The sequence below is a fragment of the Rhodococcus sp. 14-1411-2a genome (assembly GCF_002259485.1).
Taxonomy (GTDB): domain Bacteria; phylum Actinomycetota; class Actinomycetes; order Mycobacteriales; family Mycobacteriaceae; genus Rhodococcoides.
Genome location: NZ_NPGA01000020.1, coordinates 882,191 through 906,359, shown reverse-complemented (window position 1 = coordinate 906,359; position 24,169 = coordinate 882,191). Strand labels below are relative to the sequence as shown.

Sequence of the window (24,169 nt, the reverse complement as noted above, 5' to 3'; positions counted from 1 at the left end):
GTGGACCTTGTCCACCGCTGCCTCACCGGACGGAATCTCCGCAACCGCGAGACGTTTACGAAGATCGGCCAATTTACCCGCAGTGGTATGGATATCGGGGGCTTCGGCCGACCCGTGTGCAGTGGAATCCTGGACGCTGGTCATGGGGAACCACTTTAACTGCGAGTGTGATCTGCGCCCCGACCGAGGGTGGTCGGCGACAGGCCGTCGGCCTGTCGGCGAGCCCATATGCTGGTGCGCATGTGGACAAACCTCGATCGGCCACCACTGGACGTCCGCGCGCTTCGTCGGGCACTGGTGGACGGCCCGCAGGCCTCGTGGTCCCGGCTGGACGTGGTGGCGGAGACCGGTTCGACCAATGCCGACCTGATCGCGGGGGTCGCGAATTACGCAGACCGGACGGCATTGATCGCCGAACACCAGGACAGCGGACGTGGCAGGCATGCGCGACCGTTCTCCGGCGCGCCTCGGTCGCAGATCCTCGTGTCGATGCTGCTGAAGTTCCCGGGAATCGATCCCGCCGTGCTCGGGTGGGTGTCGCTCATGACCGGAATCGCTCTGGTCGACGCGTTGCGCACCGTCGGTGAAGTGGACGCTCGGCTGAAATGGCCCAACGACGTCCTCATCGGAGGCAAGAAGGTCTCGGGCATCCTGGCCGAGGTCGCCGCGCACGGACCGTCGCCCACTGTCGTCATCGGGCTCGGGGTGAACGTGACGATGACCGTCGACGAGTTGCCGGTACCCACGGCGACGTCATTGGCGCTGGAGGGGGCCGCGGTTCTCGACCGCGACACGTTGGTTCGGGCGATTCTGCGGGGGATGGCCGCCGAGGTCGACTCGTGGCGCGACTCGAACTGGAACACCGACGCCCTCGCCCACCGGTACCGGGAGAGGTGCGGCACGATCGGGCAGCGTGTGCGAGTCGATCTGCCCGGTGGCGACCAGAAGGTCGGAACCGCGGTCGACGTCGACGAGCACGGCCGGATCGTGATCGAGGTCGAGCACCCCGGGTCCGATCACCCGTCGGTGCTGGCCGTGGCCGCCGGTGATGTCACTCATCTGCGACCTCTCGCGTGAGACCATATCGACTCGACGGAAGTCGTAGCGAGTAGTCAGGAGTGCACGTGGGTTATCCACAGGACGCGTTGGCCGACGAGGAAGAGCTCCTGCTTCACCATCACCCCCACTGGAAGATGCTCGTCCTGCCGTCGGTCACGTTCGTTCTCGTCACGGGCCTGGCAGGCGTCGGTCTGGGGGCCGCGAGTGCACGCCTCGACTCGACGGCAGCGAACGCCGCCATGATCGCCACAGCGGTGCTGTGGGCGGCGATCGTCGTGTGGCGGTGCCTGGTGCCGCTGATCAGCTGGAAGTGCACGCATTTCATCGTCACCGATCGACGAGTGTTGATCAGACAAGGCGTGCTCACCCACTCCGGCATCGACATTCCGATGAGCCGAATCAGCAATGTGCAGTTTCGACACGGACTGATCGACCGGATGTTGCGGACCGGCACGCTGATCATCGCCTCGGCATCGGACGACCCACTCGAGTTCGACGACATTCCGCACGTACAACGCGTCCATTCGCTGCTCTACCAGCAAGTATTCGACTCGATGGAGTACCGTCGCGAACCCGTGCACGGCCGGGAAGCGGCGTTCGAGCCGACGCCCGAGGATTCGGCCGGCGAGTCCAAGCCCGGTTGGCGAGCCGGTAAACGCAGGTAACACAGGCTGTTCTCACCTTCGAACCGTAGGGTGACCGATGTGACCGACGTGCTGCTTGCCGAAGACGACGAAGCCATTGCTGCACCCCTGTCCCGAGCGCTCGGGCGCGAGGGCTACACGGTGACCGTCGAACAGACCGGCCCCGCCACCCTTCAGCGTGCGCTGGACGGAAAATTCGACCTGTTGATACTCGACCTCGGCCTGCCGGGGATGGACGGCCTCGAAGTGTGTCGGCAGGTGCGTGCCAACCGATCCGAGGTTGCCGTGCTCATGCTCACCGCACGCACCGACGAGGTCGACTTCGTGGTCGGCCTCGACGCCGGGGCCGACGACTACGTCGGTAAGCCCTTCCGCCTCGCCGAGCTCATGGCCCGCGTACGTGCGTTGCTCCGCCGCCGTGGTGCCGGGGAGGATTCCCCGATCGAGGTCGGCGCTATCCGTCTCGAACCCGCTGCCCGACGCGTCCTGGTCGGTGGCACCGAGATATCTCTCGCCAACAAGGAATACGAGCTGCTCAAGGTCCTGCTCGACCATGCGGGCCAGGTCGTCTCTCGCGAAGTGATCCTGCGTGAGGTCTGGGGCGACGCAGAGTTGCGCGGATCGAAGACTCTGGACATGCACATGTCCTGGCTGCGTCGCAAGATCGGCGACGAAGGGCCGGTGGCCGAGCGTCGCATCGCCACGGTGCGCGGCGTCGGCTTCCGCATCAACAGCGACTAGCGGTCGATGCGGCGTCGAATTCTGGTCTCGATTCTCGCCGTCGTCGTCATGACGGCGTTGCTGCTCGGTTTGCCCCTGATGTACACCGCGTGGCTGTGGGTGGAGGATTTCACCCGCAACGACCTCCAGGCACGCCTGGATCGAATGGCGGCGGAGATCATCTCGCAGGAAGGGTCTGCGGGGCTGATCGAGGGTCAACTCGACATCGGCTCGCTCCGGTTGGCGATCCCGCAGGGCGGCCGGCTCGTGGTCATCTATCCGACTCCGGAGGATGCCGCCTCGCGCGCGGACATCGGGCAGTCGTCCGTGCCTCGCCCGCTGGTGGAATCACTGTCGATGGGTACCTCGGGTTCGCTTCGCCTCGAAGTGCCGTCCGACGACATGCGGTCCCTTCAGCGCCAAGCGCTGGGAGCGGTGACTCTCGTCGTGCTCGCATCTGCGATGGCAGGCACCGTCGTGGCCGTCGTGACTGCCAAGCGCCTGGCCGACCCGCTGCAGGATGTGGCGCGGCGAGCTGCTCGCCTGGCCGAGGGCGACTTCAGGCCGGATCCACGACGGCACGGCATCGCCGAACTCGATCGGGTCTCGGAGGTTCTGGACTCGGCCACCGTCGAGATCGCCGGACGGCTGCAGCGTGAACACACGTTGGTTGCCGATGTCTCGCATCAGCTTCGCAGTCGCCTGACCGCTGTCCGTCTACGCCTGGACGAAATTTCCACACACCCGGACCCGGCGGTGGTCGACGAGGCCAACGAGGCGATGGACCAGGTGGATCGGCTGACCCTTGCCATCGACGAGCTCGTTCGATCCTCTCGTAGTGACGGCGCGGCCGACGCACACGAGGTCTCGGTCGTCGAGGAACTGACAGGAACCATCGTCGAATGGCAGCGAAACTTCGAGGACGTGGGTCGGACCCTGGCAATCAAGGGCGACGCGGATCTGAAGGCCTCGGTGACCGGATCGCGCTTGCGCGAAGCGGTCTCGGTGCTGATCGACAATTCCCTGGTGCACGGAGAGGGAGCGTGCACGGTGGCGGTTCGAGCCGTCTCGGCCGTCGAGAGCACCGAGGGACGCCGCGAAAGACTGGTCTGCGTCGAGGTCTCGGACGAGGGGCCAGGGGTGAACAACGAACTTGCTCCGCACATCTTCGACCGCGGATTCTCGGGAGCCGGTTCCACCGGTGTCGGGCTCGCACTGGCCCGGGCGCTGATCGAGGCGGACGGCGGCCGTCTGGAACTGCAGCGACGCCGCCCGGCACTCTTCTCGGTGTTCCTGCCTGCGTGGCGGGAACCGTCGCCTGCCGTGCCTCGGCGCGAACCGCGCTGAGCATCTCAGCGTCGGTGCATCTCAGGGTTGGTCGAGTGCGTCCGCTGCGTCGGTCGGATCCTCGTTGCGTTCGGCGTCCACTTCCAGGATCGTGCGCGCGTTGTCCTCGGGGAAAGCGAAGCGGCGTAGTGCCCAGAACCGGAATGCCATCTGCAACAGGTTGCCGATGATGTAGTTGAGGACGAAGTCGATGATGACCACGGTCGTCAGGGATTCGCTGGTATCGCGGATGTCGAAGACGTTGTTCGCGATCCACAGCGGACCGGCTGCGATGAGCACACCGACACCGCTGATCGCGAAGAAGAGCAGGGCCTCGTGGTGCCGCTCGCGTCCGCCGCGGTGTTTGAAGGCCCACTCACGGTTGAGGAAGTAGCTGAGCAGGGTGGCGAGGACACCCGAGATGATCTTGGCGATCACCGGCTTCTGCTCGAGCACCGTCAGGCTGAGCGAATAGAAGATGACGAGGTCGAAAACCATCGTCGTGCCACCCACGATGGCGAACTTGATCAGCTCACTGTGCCGAATCGCGAGGTCCCGAAGGGGCGTGGGTAAGCGCTGGAGCACGCTTGCGATCGTCGGCACAACGGTGAAGTCTACGAAACACATTCCGGTTCCGCCGAACCGAGGCTCCGATCATCAGGGTTTCCACAGGTCCTCGCCGAGTCCGCCGTCTCGAGTGAGACTGCCGGTTCGGACCGAATGCGTGCGACATGACACCATGGTGAGCCGTGACAGGTACCGAACCGCGCCCCACTGCTGCGCGCCCGTCGTCGACCGGAATGCCCGTGGTGACGATGATCGGCGGCGGTCAGCTCGCCCGCATGACTCACCAGTCCGCGATCGAACTCGGACAGACCCTTCGTGTTCTCGCCGCCGGTGCCGACGAGCCGGCAGCTCAGGTCAGCCCCGACGTCGTCTTCGGCCACCACGACGACCTCGATGCGCTGCGCACTGCCGCGACCGGTTCCAATGCGCTCACCTTCGACCACGAACAGGTGCCCACCGCGCACCTGGAGACTCTCGTGGCAGAAGGGGTCAACGTACAACCGCCGCCGAGCGCGTTGATCTTCGCCCAGGACAAATTGCGCATGCGTCGCAAGCTCGCCGAACTGGGCGCGCCCGGTCCCGCCTACGCGGAGGTCTCGTGGGCGCAGGACGCGATCGCGTTCGGCGACGAGCACGGTTGGCCGGTGGTGCTCAAGGCAGTGCGCGGCGGCTACGACGGGCGTGGAGTGTGGATGCCCGCCGACGCCGAGGAAGCCGAGGAGATCGTCACCGCACAACTCGACCTGGGTGTACCGCTCATGGTGGAGGAGAAGGTGGCCATGCGCCGTGAGCTGTCGGCGATGGTGGCACGATCGCCGTTCGGCCAGGGAGCTGCATGGCCCGTGGTGCAGACAGTGCAGCGCAACGGCCAGTGCGCGGTGGTGCTGGCACCGGCTCCCGACCTCGACGAGGACGTGGCCACGTTCGCAGGCAGGCTTGCCCTCGACATCGCAGGTGCGCTCGGCGTGGTCGGAGACCTCGCGGTCGAACTGTTCGAGACCACCTCCGGCAAGCTCCTGGTGAACGAATTGGCCATGCGACCCCACAACTCCGGTCACTGGACCATGGACGGGTGCCGTACCTCGCAGTTCGAGCAGCACCTACGTGCGGTACTCGACTACCCGCTCGGTGACACCGATCCACTCGCTCCGCTGACGGTCATGGCCAACATTCTGGGCGCGCCGCAGGCCCCCGAGATGACGATGGACGAGCGGCTGCATCACCTGTTCGCCCGAATGCCCGATGCGAAGGTGCATCTGTACGGCAAGGGCGAGCGCAAGGATCGCAAGATCGGACACGTGAACATCCTGGGCGCGCAATCGGGTTCGCTCGCCGACCCCGCCTACGTGGCCTCGGTGCGCGAGCGAGCCGAGCGCGCAGCGCACTGGATGTCGCACGCCGAATGGACCGACGGATGGGACCCGCACGATGACTGACAACACGATCGACTCAGGCCCATCCGTCGGCCTGATCATGGGCAGCGACTCCGACTGGCCGACGATGGAAGCCGCGGCAGAAGCGCTCGCGGAGTTCGGAATTCGCTTCGAGGTTGGCGTCGTGTCCGCGCACCGCACCCCGCAGCGCATGCTCGACTACGCCCGCGAGGCCGCAGGTCGGGGGATCCGCGTGATCATCGCCGGGGCCGGGGGAGCGGCCCACCTGCCCGGCATGGTCGCGTCGGCCACGCCGTTGCCGGTCATCGGCGTGCCGGTGCCGCTGAAGTACCTCGACGGTATGGACTCGCTGCTCTCGATCGTTCAGATGCCCGCCGGAGTCCCCGTGGCCACGGTCTCCATCGGCGGTGCACGCAACGCAGGGTTGCTCGCGGTACGGATTCTCGGTGCCTCCGATCCGGCTCTGCAAGAACGGATGTCCGCGTTCCAGGCCTCACTCGAGGCCATGGTGCTCGAGAAGGACAAAGCTCTGCGCACCACTCTGCTCGGGTGAGCGCAGCCGTGTCACGAAGCGAGCAGATCCGGCGCGCCGGTCGCGGTAGTCGGCAGTCCATGCTGGTGACGCGGCTGGCGCTGTTCTATGCCCGACTCTGGCGCGGCATGGCGCGCTTCGACGACGAATTCTCCCTGTTCGTGTGCACCGGTCTGCGTGGCGGATTCGGCCGCGGCGGAACGACATTCGGCGGTGCCTACCTGACGAAGGGCAACACCGCCCGTCGGGTACTGCGACACGAGGCCGTCCATGCAGACCAATGGGCGAACTTCGGGGTCACCTTCCCGTTCCGCTACCTCGCCGAAGAAGCGCGACATCGGGGCCCGGCCAACAAGTACGAGATCGAGGCCGGACTCGCCGACGGTGGCTACCGTCAGCCCGGCTGAGCAAGATTGCCGGTGACCTTCTCGGTCTCGGCGCGCCGCTGCGACTTTTCCTCGTCCGGATGTGCCACCTGAACCAGCGACGCCCCCACGACGATTACCGAGATCAGACCGTCGATCAGCTCGTCGGCTGTGGTCCAGGACGCGCTGGACATGACCCGATCCGAGGCCGTCCAGGCCCGTGCGTCGGCTCGCTCACGAGCGGCCGCGAGAACGTCGTCCACCGAACGTCCGTCCAGCGCCGCGGCTGCGCTCCCGGAACCCGCGCTCCCGGAACCTGCGACCCTGAACTGATCGCCGTGCACCCGCACCGATGTCGCGTAGTCGGTCATCCCGATCGGCAGATCGGGGACCGCCTTGCCGAAGGCGTCGAGCGAGAAGGCCAGCACTTCGTCTGTGTCGGGAGCCTCGTCGAGCCGATCACCCGACACCATCGCGACGTCCGCGGAGTCGTCGGCCCCGAGGATCACCTCGCCGCCTGCCCACCAGATTCCGAGCAGCGCCGCAGCCGTCTGCCAGTGCGCGGGCAACAGCACACTCACCCTGCCACCCACCTCGAAGCCGAACTCGTCGCGCAACAGATTGGCGGTCTTGGCCGCCCAGTTCGCGAGGGTCACCGCCGACACCTCGACCCGCTCACCGGTCGCGTCGTCGTAGAACGTGATGCGCGGACCGGCCGGATCGGCGGCGAGAATCGGGTCGAGCAGGGTCTGAGTCAGATTCGAAGCCACCCCACGACCCTAGATGACGCTCGACGACTCCGATTCACACGCTCTGAGCGAACGCCGATCAGTTGACGCACATCGGGCCGACGGAACCGGCGTCGATCGGAGCAGCCGGTGCCTCGGGAACCGCCGTACCCGACTCGGGAGCAACGGTTTCCGCCGTCGCGGCCTGACCCGAGCCCGGCCCCGCGTAGTCGTTCGCGAGGACCACCCGAACGGTATCTGCCGACAGGGTGTCGTCCGCGGTGATCTGCAGTCCGCCGAGCGCTGCCGAGACGGCGCGCGCGGCATCGCTGTCCACATCGGCAGCCTGGATGCGGCTCGCCGAGATCGACGCGCCCTCGTAGTTTCCGATGGTGCCGTCGACGTACCCCAACGCCGTCAACGAACCGGCGACACCGTTGGCCAGCCCGTCGATACCGCTGTCGTTCGCCACATCGACGGTCACCGTAGACGGATCGACAGCCGGTGCGTCCGAATCCTCGGCGTTGGCCTCCGCCGAATTACCGTCGGCGAGCAGGCCTGCGACGTACTTCTTCACCGCAGCGGGATCGACCTGCACGATCGATTCGCCGTAGTCGGTGGTCGCATTGATGTCGACTGCCGGGATCGTCTCGAACTTGACCTTGCCGCCGGCGAGATCCTGCAGGCGAGTGGCGAACTGCAGAATGTCCCAGTCGGAATCGAGAGTCACCGATCGCTGCACCGCGGTGCTGAGTTGGCCCAGTTTGCCGGGGTTGCTCAGCGTCTTGGCGCTGAGCACACTCCGCACGAGCGAGGCCATGAACACCTGCTGGCGCACGATGCGGTCCAGATCTCCGCGCGGAAGATCGTGCCGCTGTCGGACGAAACTCAGAGCTTGCGAACCGGAGAGATTCTGCTCGCCCGCGGGGAAGTTCGCACCCGACAGTGGTTCTTGCACAGGGTTGTTCAGGCACACCTCGACACCGCCGACGGCATCGGTCAGCAGCACGAAGCCGAGCAAGCCCACCTCGGCATAGTGATCGACGGTGATGCCGGTGAGGTTGGCGACGGAATCGATGAGGGCCTCTCGGCCGGCCTCGGTGGCCTGGGATTCGGCATCGGCGTCCGTCACCCCTTGCTCGACCAATTCGAGTCGCTTGTTCTCCTTGGTCGCGCCGTACGCGGCGTTGATCTTGGACATGCCGATGCCGGGTACCTCGACGTACGAGTCCCGCGGAATGGAAATCGCGGTGGCCGACGAACCGTCGTTCGGAACGCGGATCAGCACGATCGTGTCGGTGTTGGACGCCACCTCTTCGCCGGCATTGAGGGATGCGAGTTCTGCGGGGGACAACGCATTGCCGTGGGCATCGGTACGACTGTCCGTGCCGACCATCAGAATGTCGACGGCACCGTCGGCGGCTCCGCCGAGACCGAGACCACCCGCGGTGGCGATATTGGAGCGCAGGCTGTCGACACTGCGCCACGCGAAACCGGTCACCAGCAGGACGAGAATCGAGAGCACTGCGACCGCGACGTGGGTCGCGGGCCATCGGGTACTGCCGACGCGAGGGCCCCTGCCGCCGGATCCGGGTCGCTCGACGCCACCGCGAGGGCTTCGCCGATCGGGACGACGCGATCTGGTCGCGCGTTCGCTGGGAGCGCCATGTCTGCGTTCTCCGGTGCGGCGTTCTCCGCGGTGTTCGTCGTCGACGTATCGGTGGGCGGCGCCCTCGCGCTCGCTGGAGCGTCCCGAGGTGCGCGCTCGGGGATCGTCGGATCGCCGGGGAGCGCTCCGCCTCGGCGGGGGAGTGCGCTCACCTCCGGGCGTGCCTGGATCTCGTGGCACCGTGACGACCCTCTCTCGTTTCCGGCCGGCCTGAAACCCGCCTACTTCGTTGTTCTCCCCCCGCCGTTCGAAGGTTACTTGTCACCGGTCGCTGCCTCGCCGAAGCGAACGCGGCGTGCCACACTTGGCAACCGTGAATGCGATCGTGGTGACCGGTGCACACGGCCAGTTGGGCCGCCGAGTGATGTCTCTGGCCGCCGAACGAGGTGACGGAGTCGAGGTGGTCGGATATTCGTCCGCCGACCTGGACATCACCGACCCCGACGCCGTGAACGCCGCGGTGAGCGCGGGGGCAACGGTGATCAACTGCGCTGCCTACACCGCCGTCGACGCCGCCGAGACCGACGAGGACCGGGCGTCGGCGGTCAACGCGGACGGCCCTCGAAATCTCGCGCGCGCCTGCGGGCGTGTCGGAGCCCGGTTGATCCACGTCTCCACCGATTATGTGTTCGACGGCACAGCAACCGAACCGTACGAGGTCGATGCGAAGACCGCACCGCAGTCGGCGTACGGACGCACCAAGCTCGCAGGCGAGCTCGCTGTGCACGAGGAGCTGCCCGAGGCCGTGGTCGTGCGGACCGCCTGGGTGTACGACAACACGGGCAAGAATTTCGTGACCACGATGCGCCGACTCGAAGGCGAGCGCGAAACGATCTCCGTGGTGAACGATCAGATCGGTTCGCCCACGTTCGCCCTGGATCTGGCGTCGGGCCTGCTCGAGATCGAAGCCGACCCTGCTGTGCGTGGACGAACACTGCACTTCACCAATGCGGGGCAGGCCAGCTGGTTCGACCTCGCACGCGCGGTGTTCGCGGGGATCGGTGCCGATCCCGAGCGAGTCGAGCCGTGCTCGAGCGCCGAATACGTGGTTCCGGCCCCTCGGCCCGCGTACTCGGTGCTCTCACCGACGGCGTGGGTCGATGCCGGTCTGACCCCGGCGCGGCCGTGGTCGGATGCGTTGACAGCAGCCTTGACGCAGTCGACATGAGGGTTCGACGCGAGATCGGGCTAGTCTTGCCCGCGTGAGTTCCGAGCTGGCCGTGGTGACGGTGACCTATTCACCCGGCGAATACCTTGACCAGTTCCTGACGTCTCTACGTGAGGCGACGACGCGTCCCCTTCGGGTGATCATGGCGGACAACGGCTCGGTCGACGGCGCGCCCGAGGCAGCGGAGGTCGCGTTCGAGGAAGCAGAGTTGCTGCGAACCGGCGCGAACATCGGCTACGGCGCAGCGGTCAATCGCGCGGTGGCCGAGATCGACCCCGACATCGAGTTCGTCGTCGTGGCCAATCCGGACGTGCGGTGGCATCCCGGATCGCTCGACGGTCTGCTCGACGCAGCGGCGCGGTGGCCACGGGCGGGTGCCCTCGGACCGCTCATTCGCGAGCCGGACGGCTCGCGGTACCCGTCGGCACGGTCGGTACCCGATCTCACGTCCGGTGCGGGCCACGCGGTGCTCGGCAAGCTCTGGCCGACGAACCCGTGGACTCGGCGGTATCGCCAGGAGAACGAGACCGTCAGCGAGCGGCCGGTGGGGTGGCTGTCGGGATCCTGTCTGCTGCTGCGGCGTTCGGCGTTCGATTCGATCGGCGGATTCGACTCGCGCTACTTCATGTACATGGAGGACGTGGATCTCGGCGACCGTCTGGGCAGAGCGGGCTGGCACAACGTCTACGTTCCCGACGTCGAGGTGACCCACTCGAAAGGCCATGCGGCAGGACGGCATCCGGAAGTGATGTTGCCCGCACATCACACCAGTGCGTACCGCTTCCAGGCCGATCGACACGACCGAACGTGGCAGGCTCCCTTACGATGGGCCCTGCGTGGCGGTCTCGGTCTTCGTTCGAAGATCGTTGTGGCCTCGGCGCTTCGGGCGCGAGCAGTTGACGGACGAGAATCGGACGAGAGAACAGAGGCTGGACATGCCGGATAGTCCCACATCGGTCGCCGCACGTACCGACGCAGTCATTCTGGTCGGCGGCAAGGGAACTCGGCTCCGGCCGCTGACACTCTCGGCACCCAAGCCGATGCTCCCCACCGCAGGCCTGCCGTTCCTCACGCACCTGCTGGCGCGCATCAAGGCCGCGGGTATCGAGCACGTCGTCCTCGGAACGTCGTTCAAAGCCGAAGTGTTCGAGCAGCATTTCGGGGACGGGTCCTCGATGGGCATCGACCTCGAGTACGTCTTCGAGACCGAGCCGCTGGGTACCGGTGGCGGCATCAGGAACGTACTTCCGCGCCTGCGCGCGGACAACGTCATGGTCTTCAACGGCGACGTCCTCGGCGGCACCGATCTGACCGCGGTCCTCGACACGCACCGGAACACCGATGCCGATGTCACGTTGCACCTGGTTCGTGTCGGCGACCCGCGCGCGTTCGGCTGCGTGCCGACCGACGAATCCGGCCGAGTGACAGCGTTTCTCGAAAAGACGCAGGATCCGCCGACCGATCAGATCAACGCCGGGTGCTACGTCTTCAAGCGCGAGATCATCGAGTCCATTCCGGCCGGCCGTCCGGTGTCGGTGGAGCGAGAAGTGTTCCCGGCCTTGCTCGCCGAGGGCAAGAAGGTCTACGGACACGTCGACAGTGCGTACTGGCGCGACATGGGAACACCCGAGGACTTCGTCAAGGGCTCGGCCGATCTGGTTCGCGGCATCGCGCCGTCGCCTGCGCTGCACGGGGACCGCGGCGAATCGCTGGTACATCCGAGCGCGGGAGTGGCACCGGGCGCACTGCTGATCGGTGGAACCGTCGTCGGACGCGGTGCCGAGATCGGAGCGGGTGCCCGCCTCGACGGAGCCGTCGTGTTCGACGGTGCCGTCGTCGAAGCGGGTGCCGTCGTCGAGCGATCGATTCTCGGCTTCGGTGCTCGTATCGGACCCCGCGCTCTGGTGCGCGACGCGGTCATCGGCGACGGTGCCGACATCGGAGCCCGCTGCGAGTTGCTCCGCGGCGCGCGCGTGTGGCCAGGCGTCAAGTTGCCCGACGGTGGAGTCCGCTTCTCCACCGACGTCTGACCCAGGCGGTCCCTACCGGCGACGCGCGGCGAGCGAGACGAGGTGGTCGATCGTCTCGCGCTCCGCGTCGTCGGGCAGAGCATCGACCGGCCACCAGCGCAGATCCGTCGATTCCTCGCTGCGGACTGCTCGCGCTCCGTCCGGGGCCCGGACCAGGAACCTCAGGTCGAGGTGCCGCGTCGGCTTACCGAGCGAGCAGGTGATCGGATGTGTGTGCGCGGAGAGCATGATCGGGTCGACCGTCAGATCGGCGATCCCGGATTCCTCGGTGGCCTCCCGTAGCGCTGCGTCGACAACCGTGCTGTCCGACGGTTCGCAGTGGCCGCCGAGTTGAATCCACCGACCGACCTTCGGATGCAGGGTCAGCAGCACATGGGTACCCGACGTGTCGAGCACCAACGAGGACGCGGTGAAATGGCCGGCCTCGTTGGCCCGCAGGCAGGCGTCCGGGTTGCTGTCGAGAAACGCCAGCATCGTGTGTCGAAGCGACTCGTCGTTCGAATCGGAGGGTGCCCATCGGTCGAGTGTCGTGGCGACCGAGTGCCACAGTGTGGACGCCGACACGTCAGAGCTCCACCAGTGACGACCCGGGAACCACCCGATCCCGGACGGTCAGCGATTCGCTGGGATGCCCGATTGCGATGGCTCCCATGGCTTTCCAATCCGCGCGCAGGCCCAGTTCGGTGCGCACGGTATCGGCGGCGAAGATGGTGGAACCGATCCAGCAGCTGCCCAGTTCACGCACCGCGAGGGCGACGAGCAACCCCTGCACGGCCGCACCGACAGCCACGGTGAACATCGTGTCCTCCGCGGTTCGACGCCTCTCGTCGGGGTACGAGTGCGCGCCGTCGGGCACGCAGAACGGGATCACGATTTCCGGGGCGTCGAACAAGATGTCGCCGCGGCTCAGTCTCGCCGCGATCCGCTCCTCGCTCAGCCCGTCGCCGGCCAGGTCGGCTCGCCATTGCTCACGCATCGTCTCGAGCAGTCGACGCCGGACGGCAGGGGTTCTGACCCAGACGAATCGAACCGGACGGGTGTGGTGCGGGGCCGGTGCGGTGAGTGCATCGGCAACGGCTGCACGAACGGCGTCGGGATCGACCGGTTCGTCGGTGAACGAGCGCACCGAGCGTCGGCGCAGCAGCGCCTCGCGTCGACCGCGATCGAGTGCCTCGGCGGTACCGAGCCAGAACAGGTCGTCCTCGCCGCCGCGCAGAAGCGTCGCCGCGGTGGAACCGTCGTCGACGGGGGTCAGTCCGCGCACGACCGCGATCGGAACTCCGCCGAGCTTTCCCTTCACCAGATCGCCTGCGGCCGCGAGCTCGTCGGCGATCGCGACCTCGGTGACCACGAGCTCGTTTCCCTGACCGTCCTCGGCTCCGGCATACGCGTGGACGACGCCCAGGCCCGCCGCACCGATGGCGGCGTCGGTCTGGCCGATCCGCCACGCCCGTCCCATCGTGTCGGTGACGACCACGGCGACCGTCACCCCCAGCAGTGCGCCGAGGGCAGTGCGGAGCGCGGCGGCACTGGCGTCGGGGTTCTCGGGCAGCAGTGCCAGTTCGCCTCCGTCGACGTTGGAGCCGTCGATTCCCGACGCGGCCTGCACGATGCCGAGTCGGTTCTCGGTGATGAGGGTTCGGCCCTTGCGTGCGACGATGCGCACTGCTTCCTGTTCCACGAGGACTCTGCGGGCGGCGTCTCGCTCGTCCGCATCGCGAGGTGCCTGCACAAGACGGCCCTCGACCTTCGAGATGATCTTGCTGGTGACGATCAGGATGTCTCCGTCACGCAACCACGGCGCTCGGTCCGCAACGGTCGCGGCCAGATCGTCGCCCGGCCGGAACTCGGGGAGGCCGGTCACCGGCAGTATCTCGATCGAGCCGCCCGGAGCGTGATCCTCGGGTGCCGACCGGAGCGAGTCGGTATCGCGAGTGTCGGTCACAGGTCGAGTCCGGCTGCGCGCAGAGCGGTTCGGGCCATGACCGCTGTGGTCTCGGGGTCGGTCATCAGCAACGGAACCGACTGCACGTCCACCCCGTCGACGACCGCCGTATCGGTGGTATGCACCAGCCATGCGTCGAGAATGCCGGTACCGCTTCGGCTTCCGTAGTGACGGCCCACCGCCTGCGCCGTGGTCTCGACTCCGATGACGGACAGGCACTCGTCGGCCATGCCGCGCAACGGCTTACCGTCGACGACGGGGGAGAGGCCGACCACTTTGGCGGCCGTCGTGCGAAGCGCCCCGCGGATACCCGGCACCGCGAGGATCGCACCGACGCTCACCACCGGGTTGGACGGAGCTAGGACGACGGCGTCGGCCTCGGCGATCGCCTCGACGACTCCCGGTGCCGGAGTTGCCTGTTCGGCTCCGATGTTGGCGAAGCTGTGGGTCGGAATCTGTGCGCGGTACCGAACCCACCACTCCTGGAAGTGAATTGCGCGCTGCTGCTCCCCGGTCGGGTCGTCCGGATCGGTGACGACGACATGGGTCTCGGAGCGGTCGTCGGTGACGGGCAGGAGCCGAACTCCGGGTTGCCAACGGTTGCACAGCGCTTCGGTGACGGCGGACAGCGGAAAGCCGGTGCGCAGCATACGACTGCGGATCAGGTGTGTGGCGATGTCGCGGTCGCCGAGTCCGAACCAGTCGGGATCGGCACCGTAGGCTGCCAACTCGTCCCGAGCGTTCCAGGTCTCCGCGATGCGCCCCCAGCCTCGCTCGGTGTCGATTCCTCCGCCGAGGGTGTACATGCACGTGTCGAGATCCGGGCAGATGCGAAGACCGTGCATCCACACGTCGTCACCGACGTTGACCACGGCGGTGATCTCGTGCTCGGGCTCGTCGCCGAACAAGGTTTTCAGGCCCTGCAGAAACCGAGCGCCACCGACGCCACCGACCAGAACAGTAACTTTCACAACATGCGAGCCTAGTGGGGTTGCGGTGGTGCGGGGTGAGCGCCCACCCGTGGGCCGACGTCCGCGGGGACCGTTTGTGACCGGGAGAACCGATGCGACACGCACGGGACGGGCTTCGATCCGGGGAGAGCGCCGATTTCGGGCATGTGATGGTATTGGATTTGTGCGATCGGCTTGACCGCGACACACCTGGACGTGTCTAATCACAGGTATGTCATTCAGTGTTCGCAACACGAGTTCGATTGCAGCGAACCTGGTTTCGAACACTCGTTCCCTTCCTGTTCGTCCCTGACTGGACGTCGAGTAGAGGTCGAGAGTCGGATCGGCACGTTGGACCAGCTCGATCGAATACCGGCGCGGGGCAAGGTATTCGAGAACACGAGGACCGAAAGTATCTGCGCTACCACAGGTGAGGAGGCGGAAGCGATGTATGACCAGCACGTGACACGTGATCAGCGGGGCGGACCCACTGCACATCTCAGCGCTGTCGACGACGCGCCGCAAACCGAGTCCGGCATCGGCGCAGATTCGAGCGTCTCGATCGACGCGGGTTCTGCGTACGTCGGCCGAACGGACGAGTCCGACAACGAGGTCGATGTCGTCGACGCCGAACTGGACTCGGATTCCGACACAGAGCTCGATTCCGATTCCGACATCGACTCGATGCCGTTCGTCGCCGAGTCGGTTCCCCCGGCCAAGCCGTTCCTCAGTCTCGTCGCGGGTTTCGACGAGATGTTCGAGGAGATCGAGGATCAGTGGCAGGAGCGCGCTCTGTGTGCGCAGACCGATCCCGAGGCCTTCTTCCCGGAGAAGGGTGGCTCCACCCGCGAGGCGAAGCGCATCTGCCTCGGCTGTGAGGTCAAGGACGAGTGCCTCGAGTACGCGCTCGCCAACGACGAGCGGTTCGGTATCTGGGGCGGGTTGTCCGAGCGCGAGCGTCGCAGGCTCAAGCGCGGAATCGGCTGAGCGGTTTCGTTCGGTCTCGGTGATCGGAACCGCACGGATCGTTCATACCCCGGCCGGGTCGACCTCGTCGGGGTCGATGCCGAGGTACGTGGCCACTTGCTCCACCAGAACCTCGAACAACAGATCTTCCAAGTCCTCCGGGTGCTTCGCCCGCCGCTCGAGCGGCCGCCGGAACAGCACTACCCTGGCGCGTGTCGTCTCTCCGCGCTTGTCGATGCCTGCTGGTACCAGCCGCGAGAGCGGTACCGGACCCTCTGCCACCACCTCGGGTGGCCACGTCACCGATTCCGGGTCCAACGCCCTGATCTTGGGTACCTCGTCCACGGCGATGTCGAGCTTCGAGAGCTTCTCGTGCCATCGATGATCGATCCGCGCGAACGCTTCGAGTACCAGCCGGTCGAACTTCTCCGCTCGTGAGCGCCTGGCCGGGATGTCCTCGGGCAGAACCGGTCCGCGGACGCCGCGTCCGTGCCGGGCCACGGACCGAGAGGTGATCCTGCGCGCGGATGAGAATCGAGGCATAGGGGGAGGTTATCGCGCTCGTCCGGTGTGTCGGTCGTTCGGTCGGTTGCACCCACCGGATACTCTGCACTCGTGAGATCACTGCGTGGCTGCTGCAGGCCTGGTTGCAACCGTTCTGCCGTTGCGACGCTCACATACGTCTACTCCGATTCCACCGCGGTCGTCGGGCCGCTGGCCACAGTCGACGAACCGCATTCCTGGGATCTGTGCGAGGTACATGCGTCGACCACCACCGCTCCCAAGGGCTGGGAACTGGTGCGCTACGAAGGCGGCTACTCGACGTCGAGCCCCGACGAGGACGACCTGACGGCTCTGGCCGAGGCCGTCCGCGAGGCCGGCCGCGGCGATCGCGTCCGGTCCGAGGACCGCGAGAGCTCCGACCGCTCGAGCTCACGGCCGTCCGACACCGAACGCCGATCCGCTCCGGCCGTCCGAACGGGCAGGCGCGGGCACCTTCGAGTTCTTCCCGACCCCACGTCCTGAGCAGCCCGAGCACACCGAGTGTGGTGTGCGTCGGTCCGACTGGCCGGTCCGTCTGCCGTCTGGCAAGGTTCGACGAGCAGGACCGAAACGGACAGCTGCGGTATGCCGATACTCGGTGTGGATCGCACCGCTACCGACGCTCGATTCCGACGCCGATGTGCGGCGTCGTCAAGAACGATCACCAGGAGAATCTTCGTGGCCCGAACCGCAGAGTCCGTCAACGCCGTCATCAAGGCCTACGACGTCCGTGGCGTCGTAGGTGAACAGATCGACGAGGCGTTCGTGCGTGACGTCGGTGCATCGTTCGCGCGACTGGTTCGCGACGAGGTAGGGGCCGCGCGCTCGGTCGTCATCGGCCACGACATGCGTGATTCCTCGCCCGCACTGTCACGGGCGTTCGCCGACGGCGTCACCGCTCAGGGCCTCGACGTGATGCACATCGGGCTGGCGTCGACCGACCAGCTCTACTTCGCCTCCGGCATGCTCGATTGCCCGGGAGCGATGTTCACCGCCAGTCACAATCCGGCGAAGTACAACGGGATCAAGCTCTGCCGCGCCGGTGCCAAGCCAGTGGGCCAGGACACCGGCCTGGCCACGGTCAAAGCCGAATTGGTGGACGGGGTACCGGAGTTCGACGGGCCGTCCGGAACAGCGACATCGCGAGATGTGCTCGACGAATACGCGCAGTTCGTCCGAGACCTGGTCGATCTGTCGGGAATCGGATCCATGAAGATCGCCGTCGACGCCGGAAACGGAATGGGCGGTCACACGGTGCCCGCGGTGTTCGGGCCGTTGCCGGTGACGATCGAGCCGCTGTTCTTCGAGCTCGACGGCAGCTTTCCCAATCACGAGGCAAATCCGCTCGATCCGGCGAACCTGGTGGATCTGCAGCGTTTCGTCGTCGAGACCGGTGCCGACATCGGACTCGCCTTCGACGGCGACGCGGATCGGTGCTTCGTCGTCGACGAGAAGGGCGACCCGGTCTCGCCGTCCGCAGTCACCTGCCTGGTGGCCGAGCGGGAACTGGCCAAGGAACCGGGCGCGGTGGTCATCCACAATCTGATCACCTCACGCGCGGTTCCGGAATTGGTCACCGAGCTCGGTGGCACACCGGTTCGTACCCGAGTGGGGCACTCCTTCATCAAGCAGCAGATGGCCGACACCGGGGCGATCTTCGGCGGTGAGCACTCCGCGCACTACTACTTCCGTGACTTCTGGGGTGCAGACTCCGGCATGCTCGCCGCGCTGCACGTTCTCGCCGCACTCGGGGCACAGGACCGTCCGCTGTCGGAAATGATGGCCAGCTACGAGACCTACAGTGCATCGGGCGAGATCAACTCGACCGTCGACGACGCCGCCGAACGCACCGAGGCGGTCCTGGCGGCATTTGCCGATCGGACTGCAGGCATCGACCAACTCGATGGGGTGACGGTCGATCTTGCCGACGGTGCCTGGTTCAACCTCCGAGCCTCGAACACCGAACCACTGCTGCGGCTGAACGTCGAAGCACGCACCGAAGCGGACGTCGATGCGCTTTCGACAGAGATATTGAGCATCGTTCGCGCCGGACTGGAATAGTGGTTACCGAGGGTTCATGAGTGGGTATACAGCGGTTTCGCGCAGGGTGACGTAAGGGGAGGTGTCGCAGCCATGACGGCAGTGTCGTCTCTGGTCGATCTCGACGATTCGGATGCTCTCATCGCAGCCGATCGTGAGGGCTCCTTGCGTAGCGCAGCGCTGGCGGGCGCGCAGGTGCGCGCCGTCGCGACCGCGGTCGACGAGTCGGTCCTGGAGCGGTTGGCCGATCTGCGTCCCCGAAGTGTGGTGATCGTGACCGGCGACGGGCGGAGCAGCCGGGCGGCGTCGCTGCTCGTCGCCGCGCTCGGTGATCGCCTCGGGGTGCCCCTGGTCCGAAGCACCGGAACCCCGCCGTGGATCGGCCCACTCGATGTGGTGGTGGTGGCGGGCGACGACGCCGGGGATCCGCGACTGGCCGAGTCGGTGGACGCGGCAGCCCGGCGTGGGGCCGAAGTCGTCGTGGTCGCCCCGGAGGAGGGGCCCTTGCGCGCCGTCCGGGGAGCCAGAGTCATGTGGCTTCCGCCGCGAATCGCAGTTCGTGACCACAATGCTCTGATGCGCTACCTCGCGGCCTTCGTGGCCGTACTCGGGGCGGTTGCCGGCGGATCGTGGAAGACGTTGCTGCCCAATTTGTCTCGACTTGCGGATCTGCTCGACGCGGAAGCGGTACGAAACAGCCCGTCCAACGAGATGTTCCACAATCCGGCCAAGGCCCTCGCAAGTGGGTTGAACGGTCGGCGGGTGGTGCTGACCGGGGCCAGTCCCGCCGCAGTGGAGGTGGCTCGGCACGGCAGCGAGGTGCTGCTGCGGGTGGCGGGTGTCGTCGTCGGTGCGGGGGAGTTGGGCGACGTCATTGCCGCGTCCATCCGGGCGTCGGTTGTCGAATCGTCGCGCGCACCACAGACATTCGACTCGTTCTTTCACGACGAGCAGCTCGACGGGCCGCCACCGGCGTTGCCGATGCGCGTCGTCGTCGTGGCCTCGGACGCCGATCGGGCGATGACCGAACGACGAATTGCCGGTGTTCCGGAATCGGAGTTGTTGCTCGCCGATTCGAGTGAAGCGCTGTTCGGCGGCGACCGCGCGAGATCCGAATTCGACAACCCCGCTCCGGCACCGGATCCGGATAGACTCTCGGTGCTCGACACGATGTCCGTGTTGGCGACGCGGTTGGACACCACTGCCGCGTATCTGCTGTTGATGGGCGGTAGCTAGTGCAGCTCTTGCGAGGCGCGGTTCGGTCCTACGCATGGGGTTCGCGAACAGCACTGGCTCGGATTCAAGGCCGGCCGGTGCCGTCCGATCATCCCGAGGCCGAGATCTGGCTCGGAGCTCATCCGGCCGACTCCGCGCACGTGGTGCACGAGGGTGGCAGTACGCCACTGCTCACGCTGATCGACGGAGATCCGGGTACTCACCTGGGCGGCTCCGCGCAGCATTTCGAGTCTCGTCTGCCGTATCTGCTGAAACTGCTTGCCGCAGAAGAGCCGTTGTCTCTGCAGGCGCATCCCAGCAGTGCTCAGGCCCGTGAAGGCTTCGCTCGCGAGAATGCCGCGGGTGTCCCCATCGATTCACCGGTACGGAACTACCGGGATCCGAACCACAAGCCCGAACTGATCGTCGCGCTCACGGAGTTCGAGGCGTTGGCGGGCTTCCGGCGGCCCACCGACACCGTCGAACTGCTCGACGCGTTGGCCGTCCCCGCCTTGGGCGGGTATCGAACCCTGCTGGCCGCTCAGCCCGATGCTTCCGGTCTGCGCACGGTGTTCACCTCGTGGATCACGTTGCCGGGGCAGGCATTGGACGACATTCTGCCTGCGGTCGCCCAGGGGTGCATCGACTATCTTTCCGGTCCCGCACGCTCGGACGGTGGACGATTCGCCGCCGAGGCCAGAACTCTGCTCGAGCTGGGGGAGTCGTATCCCGGTGACGCCGGAGTGCTCGCGGCGCTGCTGCTCAATCGGGTTACGTTGACTCCCGGCCAGGGCCTGTACCTCGACGCCGGAAACCTGCATGCGTACCTGCGCGGGACGGGCGTGGAGATCATGGCGAACTCCGACAACGTGTTGCGCGGAGGACTGACACCCAAGCACGTCGATGTCCCGGAACTGCTGCGCGTGTTGGATTTCGAGCCGGCCGATCTTTCTCCCATCACCCCGGGTGCCGACGATCGACCGACCTACCTGTATTCCACGCCTGCACCCGAATTCGCGCTGAGCCGGACTGCGGTGGCGGCGGGGGAGACGGTCGCCGTGCCCGGCTCCGGCCCGAGAATCCTGCTGTGCACGAGTGGCACCGTCGTGGCCGCCACGAAGGGCACCCAGTTCGGGCTGACGGTGCCGCAGGGCAGCTCTGCCTGGATACCCGCTGCAGACGAATCCGTCACCGTGACCGCCGAGTCGGGCGAGGCCGAGGTCTTCGTGGCCTCCGTCGGACGCGTCTAGATCGGGCAATTCGGTCATCGTTGCGCCGCTTGCGGTTTCGGACTGCGTAATTGTGCGAACGGTCCGCCCGGAGGCAATAGTCTGATGCCACAGTGAATCGAAGTGACGGATGAGTTCGGTGATCCGTCGACAGATGTGAAGTGGCGATACGGAGACCCGATGACCAGAGCAGACCGGCCCGCGAAGACCCCACGCACGACGGGTTGGTTCCGGACCAAATCGATCGAGCAGTCGATCCAGGACACCGACGAACCGGACACCAAGCTCCGGAAAGAACTCGGATCCTGGGATCTGACCGTGTTCGGCGTCGCCGTCGCCGTCGGTGCCGGCATCTTCACCTTGACCGCGCGGACCGCCGGAAACGTTGCGGGACCGGCAGTGTCGTTGGCCTTCGTGCTCGCGGCCATCGCCTGCGGCCTCGCGGCGCTGTGTTACGCGGAGTTCGCGTCGACGGTGCCCGTGGCCGGAAGCGCGTACACGTTCTCGTACGCGGCGTTCGGTGAGTTCATCGCCTGGATCATCGGATGGGATCTCATCCTCGAGTTCGGCCTCGCAGCCGCGGTGGTGGCGAAGGCGTGGTCGCTCTATCTGGGCGATCTGCTCGGTACGGCCGCTCCGGTGCTCGAGATCGGTTCACTGAACTTCGATTGGGGTGCACTGCTGATCGTGGTGGTCCTGACGGTGCTCATCGCATCGGGCACCAAGTTGTCCTCGCGGGTGTCGCTGGTCATCACCGCGATCAAGGTGATCGTCGTGCTGTTCGTCGTCGTACTCGGAGCCTTCTACATCAAGGTCGCCAACTACGACCCCTACATTCCGCCGTCGGAAGCGGGATCCACCGGCGAGGGACTGCATCAATCTCTGCTCTCGTACGTCACCGGCGCAGGAGGCAGCACGTTCGGGTGGTACGGACTGCTGGCCGCGGCGTCCCTGGTGTTCTTCGCATTCATCGGATTCGACGTGGTGGCGACGACCGCCGAAGAGACCAAGGAACCGCAGAAGGCACTTCCCCGCGGAATCCTCGGATCGCTCGCGATCGTCACCGTGCTGTACGTGGCCGTCACTCTGGTTCTGACCGGGATGGTCAAGTACACGGATCTGGCCGGTGACAGTTCCACGCTGGCGACGGCATTCGAACTGAACGGGCTGACCTGGGCCAAGAACATCATCTCGTTCGGCGCACTCGCCGGTCTGACGACCGTGGTGATGGTGTTGATGCTCGGGCAGACCCGGGTGCTGTTCGCGATGTCGCGAGACGGACTGGTGCCGCGTGCATTGGCACACACCGGAAAGAAGGGCACGCCGGTCCGGACGACGATTCTGGTCGGTGTCATCGTCGGCCTGCTCGCCGCTTTCGTTCCGCTCGGCACGCTGGAGGAGATGGTGAACATCGGCACGTTGTTCGCGTTCGTGCTGGTCTCTGCCGGGGTTCTGGTACTACGCCGAACTCGACCCGACCTCGAGCGTGGTTTCCGCGTTCCCTGGGTTCCCCTTGTGCCGATCCTCGCGGTCCTCGCGTGCCTGTGGTTGATGCTGAACCTGTCGGTCGAAACATGGCTGCGCTTCCTGGTCTGGATGGCTGCCGGTGTCGTCATCTACGTCGTGTACAGCAGGCGGCACTCGGTGATGGGACTGCGGGAAGCCGAGAAGGCTCGTACCGACAGGTCGGGGAACTGACCCCGGCATCGGCGACGCGGATATACCGACTCACGTCCCGACCAGGGACATTCCGCGCAATTTAGATAGCGTCACATCAAACCGCTGGAATGTTATACCCTCGAAAACAGACTTGGAGGACTCAAAAAGTTCGATGAGAGGGTGTTGCAACAGTGAGTGTGGACGGCCGAATTCCTTCGTTGGAGGGTTCGGGTGTCGCTTTCGGGGGGCGGGATTCGAAGGCCAGTGAGCGGTCGGTTCGCTGGCAGGACAACAAACGATATCTATGGATGCTGGGGCTGCTGGCCCCGGCGTCGGCATTGCTGCCGTCGCAGTTGGTCTACTGGACGGGCATACCGCTGTTCTGGTGGAGCGGCGTGCTGGTTTTCTTCGTGATCATTCCGGTGATCGACGTGATCGCAGGCGAGGACGGGCACAATCCGGACGCTTCGGCCAGTGAAAAGCTGCAGAACGACCGGTACTACCGGTGGTGTACGTACCTCTTCCTGCCCGTTCAGTTCGTCGGGCTCTTCGTCGCCTGCTGGATGTGGGCGTACGGCGATCTGAGCGTGGTGGACAAGATCGGCCTCGCGGTCACCGTCGGTCTGGTGGCAGGTACCGGCATCAACGCGGCCCACGAACTGGGCCACCGCATCGAGCAGCACGAGCGGTGGCTGGCCAAGATCGCCCTGTCTCAGACGCTGTACGGACACTTTTTCGTCGAACACAATCGCGGACACCACGTTCGAGTGGCGACGCCCGACGACCCCGCGAGCGCACGACTGGGCGAGAGCGTGTGGAGCTTCGTGCCGCGCAGCACGATTCTCGGCCTCGGCTCCGCATGGAAGCTCGAGTCGCAGCGACTTCGGCGCAAAGGCCGCTCGGTCGCAAGCCCGACCAATGCCCTGCTGCACACGTGGCTGCTCAGCCTGGTGCTGTTCGGCACGCTGTTGATCATGTTCGGCTGGTCCATCGCGCCGTACCTGCTGTTGCAGGCCGTCGTCGGATTCGTGCTGCTCGAGATGGTGAACTACGTGGAGCACTACGCCCTGCTCCGGGAAACCAACGATCGCGGCAGATACGTTCGGTGCTCGCCCCGCCACAGCTGGAACAGCGACAGGATCTGCACCAACATATTTCTGTACCACTTGCAGCGACACAGCGACCACCACGCCAATCCGGGCAAGCGTTACCAGACCCTGCTCTCCTGCGACGAGGCTCCGCAGCTCCCTGCCGGCTACGCCTCGATGGTGATGCTCGCCGCAATTCCGCCGCTGTGGCGTCGGGTCATGGATCCGCGGGTACTGGCGCACTACCAGGGAGATATCACCCGAGCGAACATCCTGCCCCGCAAACGGGCTCGAATCCTGGCGCGAGCCGGACGAAACGGATAGCGCGGGTT

General features: G+C 66.1%; 24 protein-coding genes. 17 read left to right on the top strand and 7 right to left on the bottom strand.

The window, feature by feature from the left end; genetic code table 11:
• Positions 1-240: 240 nt before the first annotated feature.
• Genes CH291_RS25240 through CH291_RS25225 form a run of 4 tightly spaced genes read left to right on the top strand, consistent with a single transcriptional unit; the run spans position 241 to position 3,770 of the window.
• Positions 241-1,077 carry a biotin--[acetyl-CoA-carboxylase] ligase gene (locus CH291_RS25240; RefSeq protein WP_094688947.1) on the top strand — a complete coding sequence of 279 codons (837 nt, stop codon included), beginning with the start codon at positions 241-243 and terminating at the stop codon, positions 1,075-1,077.
• A 47-nt stretch (positions 1,078-1,124) separates the two neighbouring features.
• A complete protein-coding gene (locus CH291_RS25235; RefSeq protein ID WP_094688946.1) occupies positions 1,125-1,724 on the top strand; it encodes a PH domain-containing protein in 600 nt (199 codons plus the stop codon).
• A 39-nt stretch (positions 1,725-1,763) separates the two neighbouring features.
• Positions 1,764-2,444 carry a response regulator transcription factor gene (locus CH291_RS25230; RefSeq protein ID WP_037190266.1) on the top strand — a complete coding sequence of 227 codons (681 nt, stop codon included), beginning with the start codon at positions 1,764-1,766 and terminating at the stop codon, positions 2,442-2,444.
• Between the two features lie 6 nt (positions 2,445-2,450).
• Positions 2,451-3,770 carry a sensor histidine kinase gene (locus CH291_RS25225; protein WP_094642328.1) on the top strand — a complete coding sequence of 440 codons (1,320 nt, stop codon included), beginning with the start codon at positions 2,451-2,453 and terminating at the stop codon, positions 3,768-3,770.
• Positions 3,771-3,791: 21 nt separating this feature from the next.
• Here the strand turns inward: CH291_RS25225 and CH291_RS25220 are convergent, their stop codons facing one another.
• Positions 3,792-4,352, bottom strand: a complete 561-nt coding sequence (locus CH291_RS25220; RefSeq protein ID WP_179276659.1) for a GtrA family protein — start codon at positions 4,350-4,352, stop codon at positions 3,792-3,794.
• Between the two features lie 197 nt (positions 4,353-4,549).
• On the opposite strand from CH291_RS25220, the gene CH291_RS25215 reads away from it, so the two are divergent.
• Genes CH291_RS25215 through CH291_RS25205 form a run of 3 tightly spaced genes read left to right on the top strand, consistent with a single transcriptional unit; the run spans position 4,550 to position 6,649 of the window.
• On the top strand, positions 4,550-5,752 hold the full coding sequence (locus CH291_RS25215) for a 5-(carboxyamino)imidazole ribonucleotide synthase (RefSeq protein WP_373455168.1): 1,203 nt from the start codon (positions 4,550-4,552) through the stop codon (positions 5,750-5,752).
• Positions 5,745-6,263, top strand: coding sequence for a 5-(carboxyamino)imidazole ribonucleotide mutase (gene purE / locus CH291_RS25210; RefSeq protein ID WP_094688863.1), 519 nt, complete (start codon positions 5,745-5,747; stop codon positions 6,261-6,263). The genes CH291_RS25215 and purE overlap by 8 nt, the downstream gene beginning before the upstream one ends.
• 59 nt (positions 6,264-6,322) lie before the next feature.
• On the top strand, positions 6,323-6,649 hold the full coding sequence (locus CH291_RS25205; RefSeq protein ID WP_094688945.1) for a hypothetical protein: 327 nt from the start codon (positions 6,323-6,325) through the stop codon (positions 6,647-6,649).
• On the opposite strand, the gene CH291_RS25200 is transcribed toward CH291_RS25205, so the two are convergent.
• Together CH291_RS25200 and CH291_RS25195 are read right to left on the bottom strand one after the other, a co-directional pair.
• Positions 6,637-7,377 (bottom strand): TIGR03089 family protein, encoded by a 741-nt coding sequence (locus CH291_RS25200; protein WP_094688862.1) that lies wholly within the window; start codon positions 7,375-7,377, stop codon positions 6,637-6,639. The genes CH291_RS25205 and CH291_RS25200 overlap by 13 nt on opposite strands.
• 58 nt (positions 7,378-7,435) lie before the next feature.
• Positions 7,436-8,860: an LCP family protein gene (locus CH291_RS25195; RefSeq protein ID WP_094688861.1), complete on the bottom strand. Its 1,425-nt coding sequence runs from the start codon at positions 8,858-8,860 to the stop codon at positions 7,436-7,438.
• A gap of 457 nt (positions 8,861-9,317) precedes the next feature.
• Between CH291_RS25195 and rfbD the strand changes: the two genes are divergently transcribed.
• From rfbD to CH291_RS25180, 3 genes are read left to right on the top strand one after another with little or no spacing between them, the layout of a single operon-like run.
• Positions 9,318-10,172, top strand: a complete 855-nt coding sequence (gene rfbD / locus CH291_RS25190; protein WP_094688860.1) for a dTDP-4-dehydrorhamnose reductase — start codon at positions 9,318-9,320, stop codon at positions 10,170-10,172.
• A gap of 34 nt (positions 10,173-10,206) precedes the next feature.
• Positions 10,207-11,118, top strand: a complete 912-nt coding sequence (locus CH291_RS25185) for a glycosyltransferase family 2 protein (RefSeq protein ID WP_094642323.1) — start codon at positions 10,207-10,209, stop codon at positions 11,116-11,118.
• Positions 11,108-12,202, top strand: a complete 1,095-nt coding sequence (locus tag CH291_RS25180) for a sugar phosphate nucleotidyltransferase (RefSeq protein ID WP_068045714.1) — start codon at positions 11,108-11,110, stop codon at positions 12,200-12,202. The genes CH291_RS25185 and CH291_RS25180 overlap by 11 nt, the downstream gene beginning before the upstream one ends.
• 12 nt (positions 12,203-12,214) lie before the next feature.
• Here the strand turns inward: CH291_RS25180 and CH291_RS25175 are convergent, their stop codons facing one another.
• The 3 genes from CH291_RS25175 to cofD all read right to left on the bottom strand — a co-directional run bounded on the left by CH291_RS25175 (position 12,215) and on the right by cofD (position 15,118).
• Positions 12,215-12,676, bottom strand: coding sequence for an NUDIX hydrolase (locus CH291_RS25175; RefSeq protein WP_094642495.1), 462 nt, complete (start codon positions 12,674-12,676; stop codon positions 12,215-12,217).
• A gap of 91 nt (positions 12,677-12,767) precedes the next feature.
• On the bottom strand, positions 12,768-14,147 hold the full coding sequence (locus CH291_RS25170) for a coenzyme F420-0:L-glutamate ligase (RefSeq protein ID WP_094688859.1): 1,380 nt from the start codon (positions 14,145-14,147) through the stop codon (positions 12,768-12,770).
• Positions 14,144-15,118 carry a 2-phospho-L-lactate transferase gene (gene cofD / locus CH291_RS25165; protein WP_068045705.1) on the bottom strand — a complete coding sequence of 325 codons (975 nt, stop codon included), beginning with the start codon at positions 15,116-15,118 and terminating at the stop codon, positions 14,144-14,146. Before cofD ends, CH291_RS25170 begins: the two co-directional genes overlap by 4 nt.
• Positions 15,119-15,850: 732 nt before the next feature.
• Between cofD and CH291_RS25160 the strand changes: the two genes are divergently transcribed.
• Complete coding sequence (locus tag CH291_RS25160) at positions 15,851-16,084, top strand: WhiB family transcriptional regulator (protein WP_027496498.1); 234 nt, start codon at positions 15,851-15,853, stop codon at positions 16,082-16,084.
• Between the two features lie 42 nt (positions 16,085-16,126).
• Here CH291_RS25160 and CH291_RS25155 read toward each other — a convergent pair whose 3' ends face one another.
• Complete coding sequence (locus tag CH291_RS25155; RefSeq protein ID WP_094642321.1) at positions 16,127-16,606, bottom strand: metallopeptidase family protein; 480 nt, start codon at positions 16,604-16,606, stop codon at positions 16,127-16,129.
• A gap of 72 nt (positions 16,607-16,678) precedes the next feature.
• Between CH291_RS25155 and CH291_RS25150 the strand changes: the two genes are divergently transcribed.
• The 6 genes from CH291_RS25150 (at position 16,679) to CH291_RS25125 (ending at position 24,161) form a co-directional block, all read left to right on the top strand.
• Positions 16,679-17,089, top strand: a complete 411-nt coding sequence (locus CH291_RS25150; RefSeq protein ID WP_176460497.1) for a DUF3499 domain-containing protein — start codon at positions 16,679-16,681, stop codon at positions 17,087-17,089.
• A gap of 195 nt (positions 17,090-17,284) precedes the next feature.
• Positions 17,285-18,667, top strand: a complete 1,383-nt coding sequence (locus CH291_RS25145; protein WP_094688944.1) for a phosphomannomutase/phosphoglucomutase — start codon at positions 17,285-17,287, stop codon at positions 18,665-18,667.
• A gap of 72 nt (positions 18,668-18,739) precedes the next feature.
• Positions 18,740-19,882, top strand: coding sequence for a tobH protein (locus tag CH291_RS25140; RefSeq protein WP_094688858.1), 1,143 nt, complete (start codon positions 18,740-18,742; stop codon positions 19,880-19,882).
• The gene (manA, locus tag CH291_RS25135) at positions 19,882-21,111 is read left to right on the top strand and encodes a mannose-6-phosphate isomerase, class I (RefSeq protein ID WP_094642319.1); all 1,230 of its coding nucleotides are present in this window, start codon (positions 19,882-19,884) and stop codon (positions 21,109-21,111) included. Before CH291_RS25140 ends, manA begins: the two co-directional genes overlap by 1 nt.
• Before the next feature lie 159 nt (positions 21,112-21,270).
• Positions 21,271-22,788 (top strand): amino acid permease, encoded by a 1,518-nt coding sequence (locus tag CH291_RS25130; protein WP_094688943.1) that lies wholly within the window; start codon positions 21,271-21,273, stop codon positions 22,786-22,788.
• A 269-nt stretch (positions 22,789-23,057) separates the two neighbouring features.
• The gene (locus tag CH291_RS25125; protein WP_094688942.1) at positions 23,058-24,161 is read left to right on the top strand and encodes an alkane 1-monooxygenase; all 1,104 of its coding nucleotides are present in this window, start codon (positions 23,058-23,060) and stop codon (positions 24,159-24,161) included.
• Positions 24,162-24,169: the final 8 nt, after the last annotated feature.

What these genes read in the sequence shown, in the direction of transcription:
- purE (WP_094688863.1), top strand. Translation starts at nt 5,745, where the DNA reads ATGACTGACAACACGATCGACTCAGGCCCATCCGTCGGCCTGATCATG.
- CH291_RS25205 (WP_094688945.1), top strand. Translation starts at nt 6,323, where the DNA reads ATGCTGGTGACGCGGCTGGCGCTGTTCTATGCCCGACTCTGGCGCGGC.
- CH291_RS25215 (WP_373455168.1), top strand. Translation starts at nt 4,550, where the DNA reads ATGCCCGTGGTGACGATGATCGGCGGCGGTCAGCTCGCCCGCATGACT.
- CH291_RS25155 (WP_094642321.1), bottom strand. Translation starts at nt 16,606, where the DNA reads ATGCCTCGATTCTCATCCGCGCGCAGGATCACCTCTCGGTCCGTGGCC.
- CH291_RS25125 (WP_094688942.1), top strand. Translation starts at nt 23,058, where the DNA reads ATGCTGGGGCTGCTGGCCCCGGCGTCGGCATTGCTGCCGTCGCAGTTG.
- CH291_RS25175 (WP_094642495.1), bottom strand. Translation starts at nt 12,676, where the DNA reads ATGCTGGCGTTTCTCGACAGCAACCCGGACGCCTGCCTGCGGGCCAAC.
- CH291_RS25140 (WP_094688858.1), top strand. Translation starts at nt 18,740, where the DNA reads ATGACGGCAGTGTCGTCTCTGGTCGATCTCGACGATTCGGATGCTCTC.
- CH291_RS25240 (WP_094688947.1), top strand. Translation starts at nt 241, where the DNA reads ATGTGGACAAACCTCGATCGGCCACCACTGGACGTCCGCGCGCTTCGT.
- CH291_RS25180 (WP_068045714.1), top strand. Translation starts at nt 11,108, where the DNA reads ATGCCGGATAGTCCCACATCGGTCGCCGCACGTACCGACGCAGTCATT.
- CH291_RS25225 (WP_094642328.1), top strand. Translation starts at nt 2,451, where the DNA reads ATGCGGCGTCGAATTCTGGTCTCGATTCTCGCCGTCGTCGTCATGACG.
- CH291_RS25130 (WP_094688943.1), top strand. Translation starts at nt 21,271, where the DNA reads ATGACCAGAGCAGACCGGCCCGCGAAGACCCCACGCACGACGGGTTGG.
- CH291_RS25160 (WP_027496498.1), top strand. Translation starts at nt 15,851, where the DNA reads ATGTTCGAGGAGATCGAGGATCAGTGGCAGGAGCGCGCTCTGTGTGCG.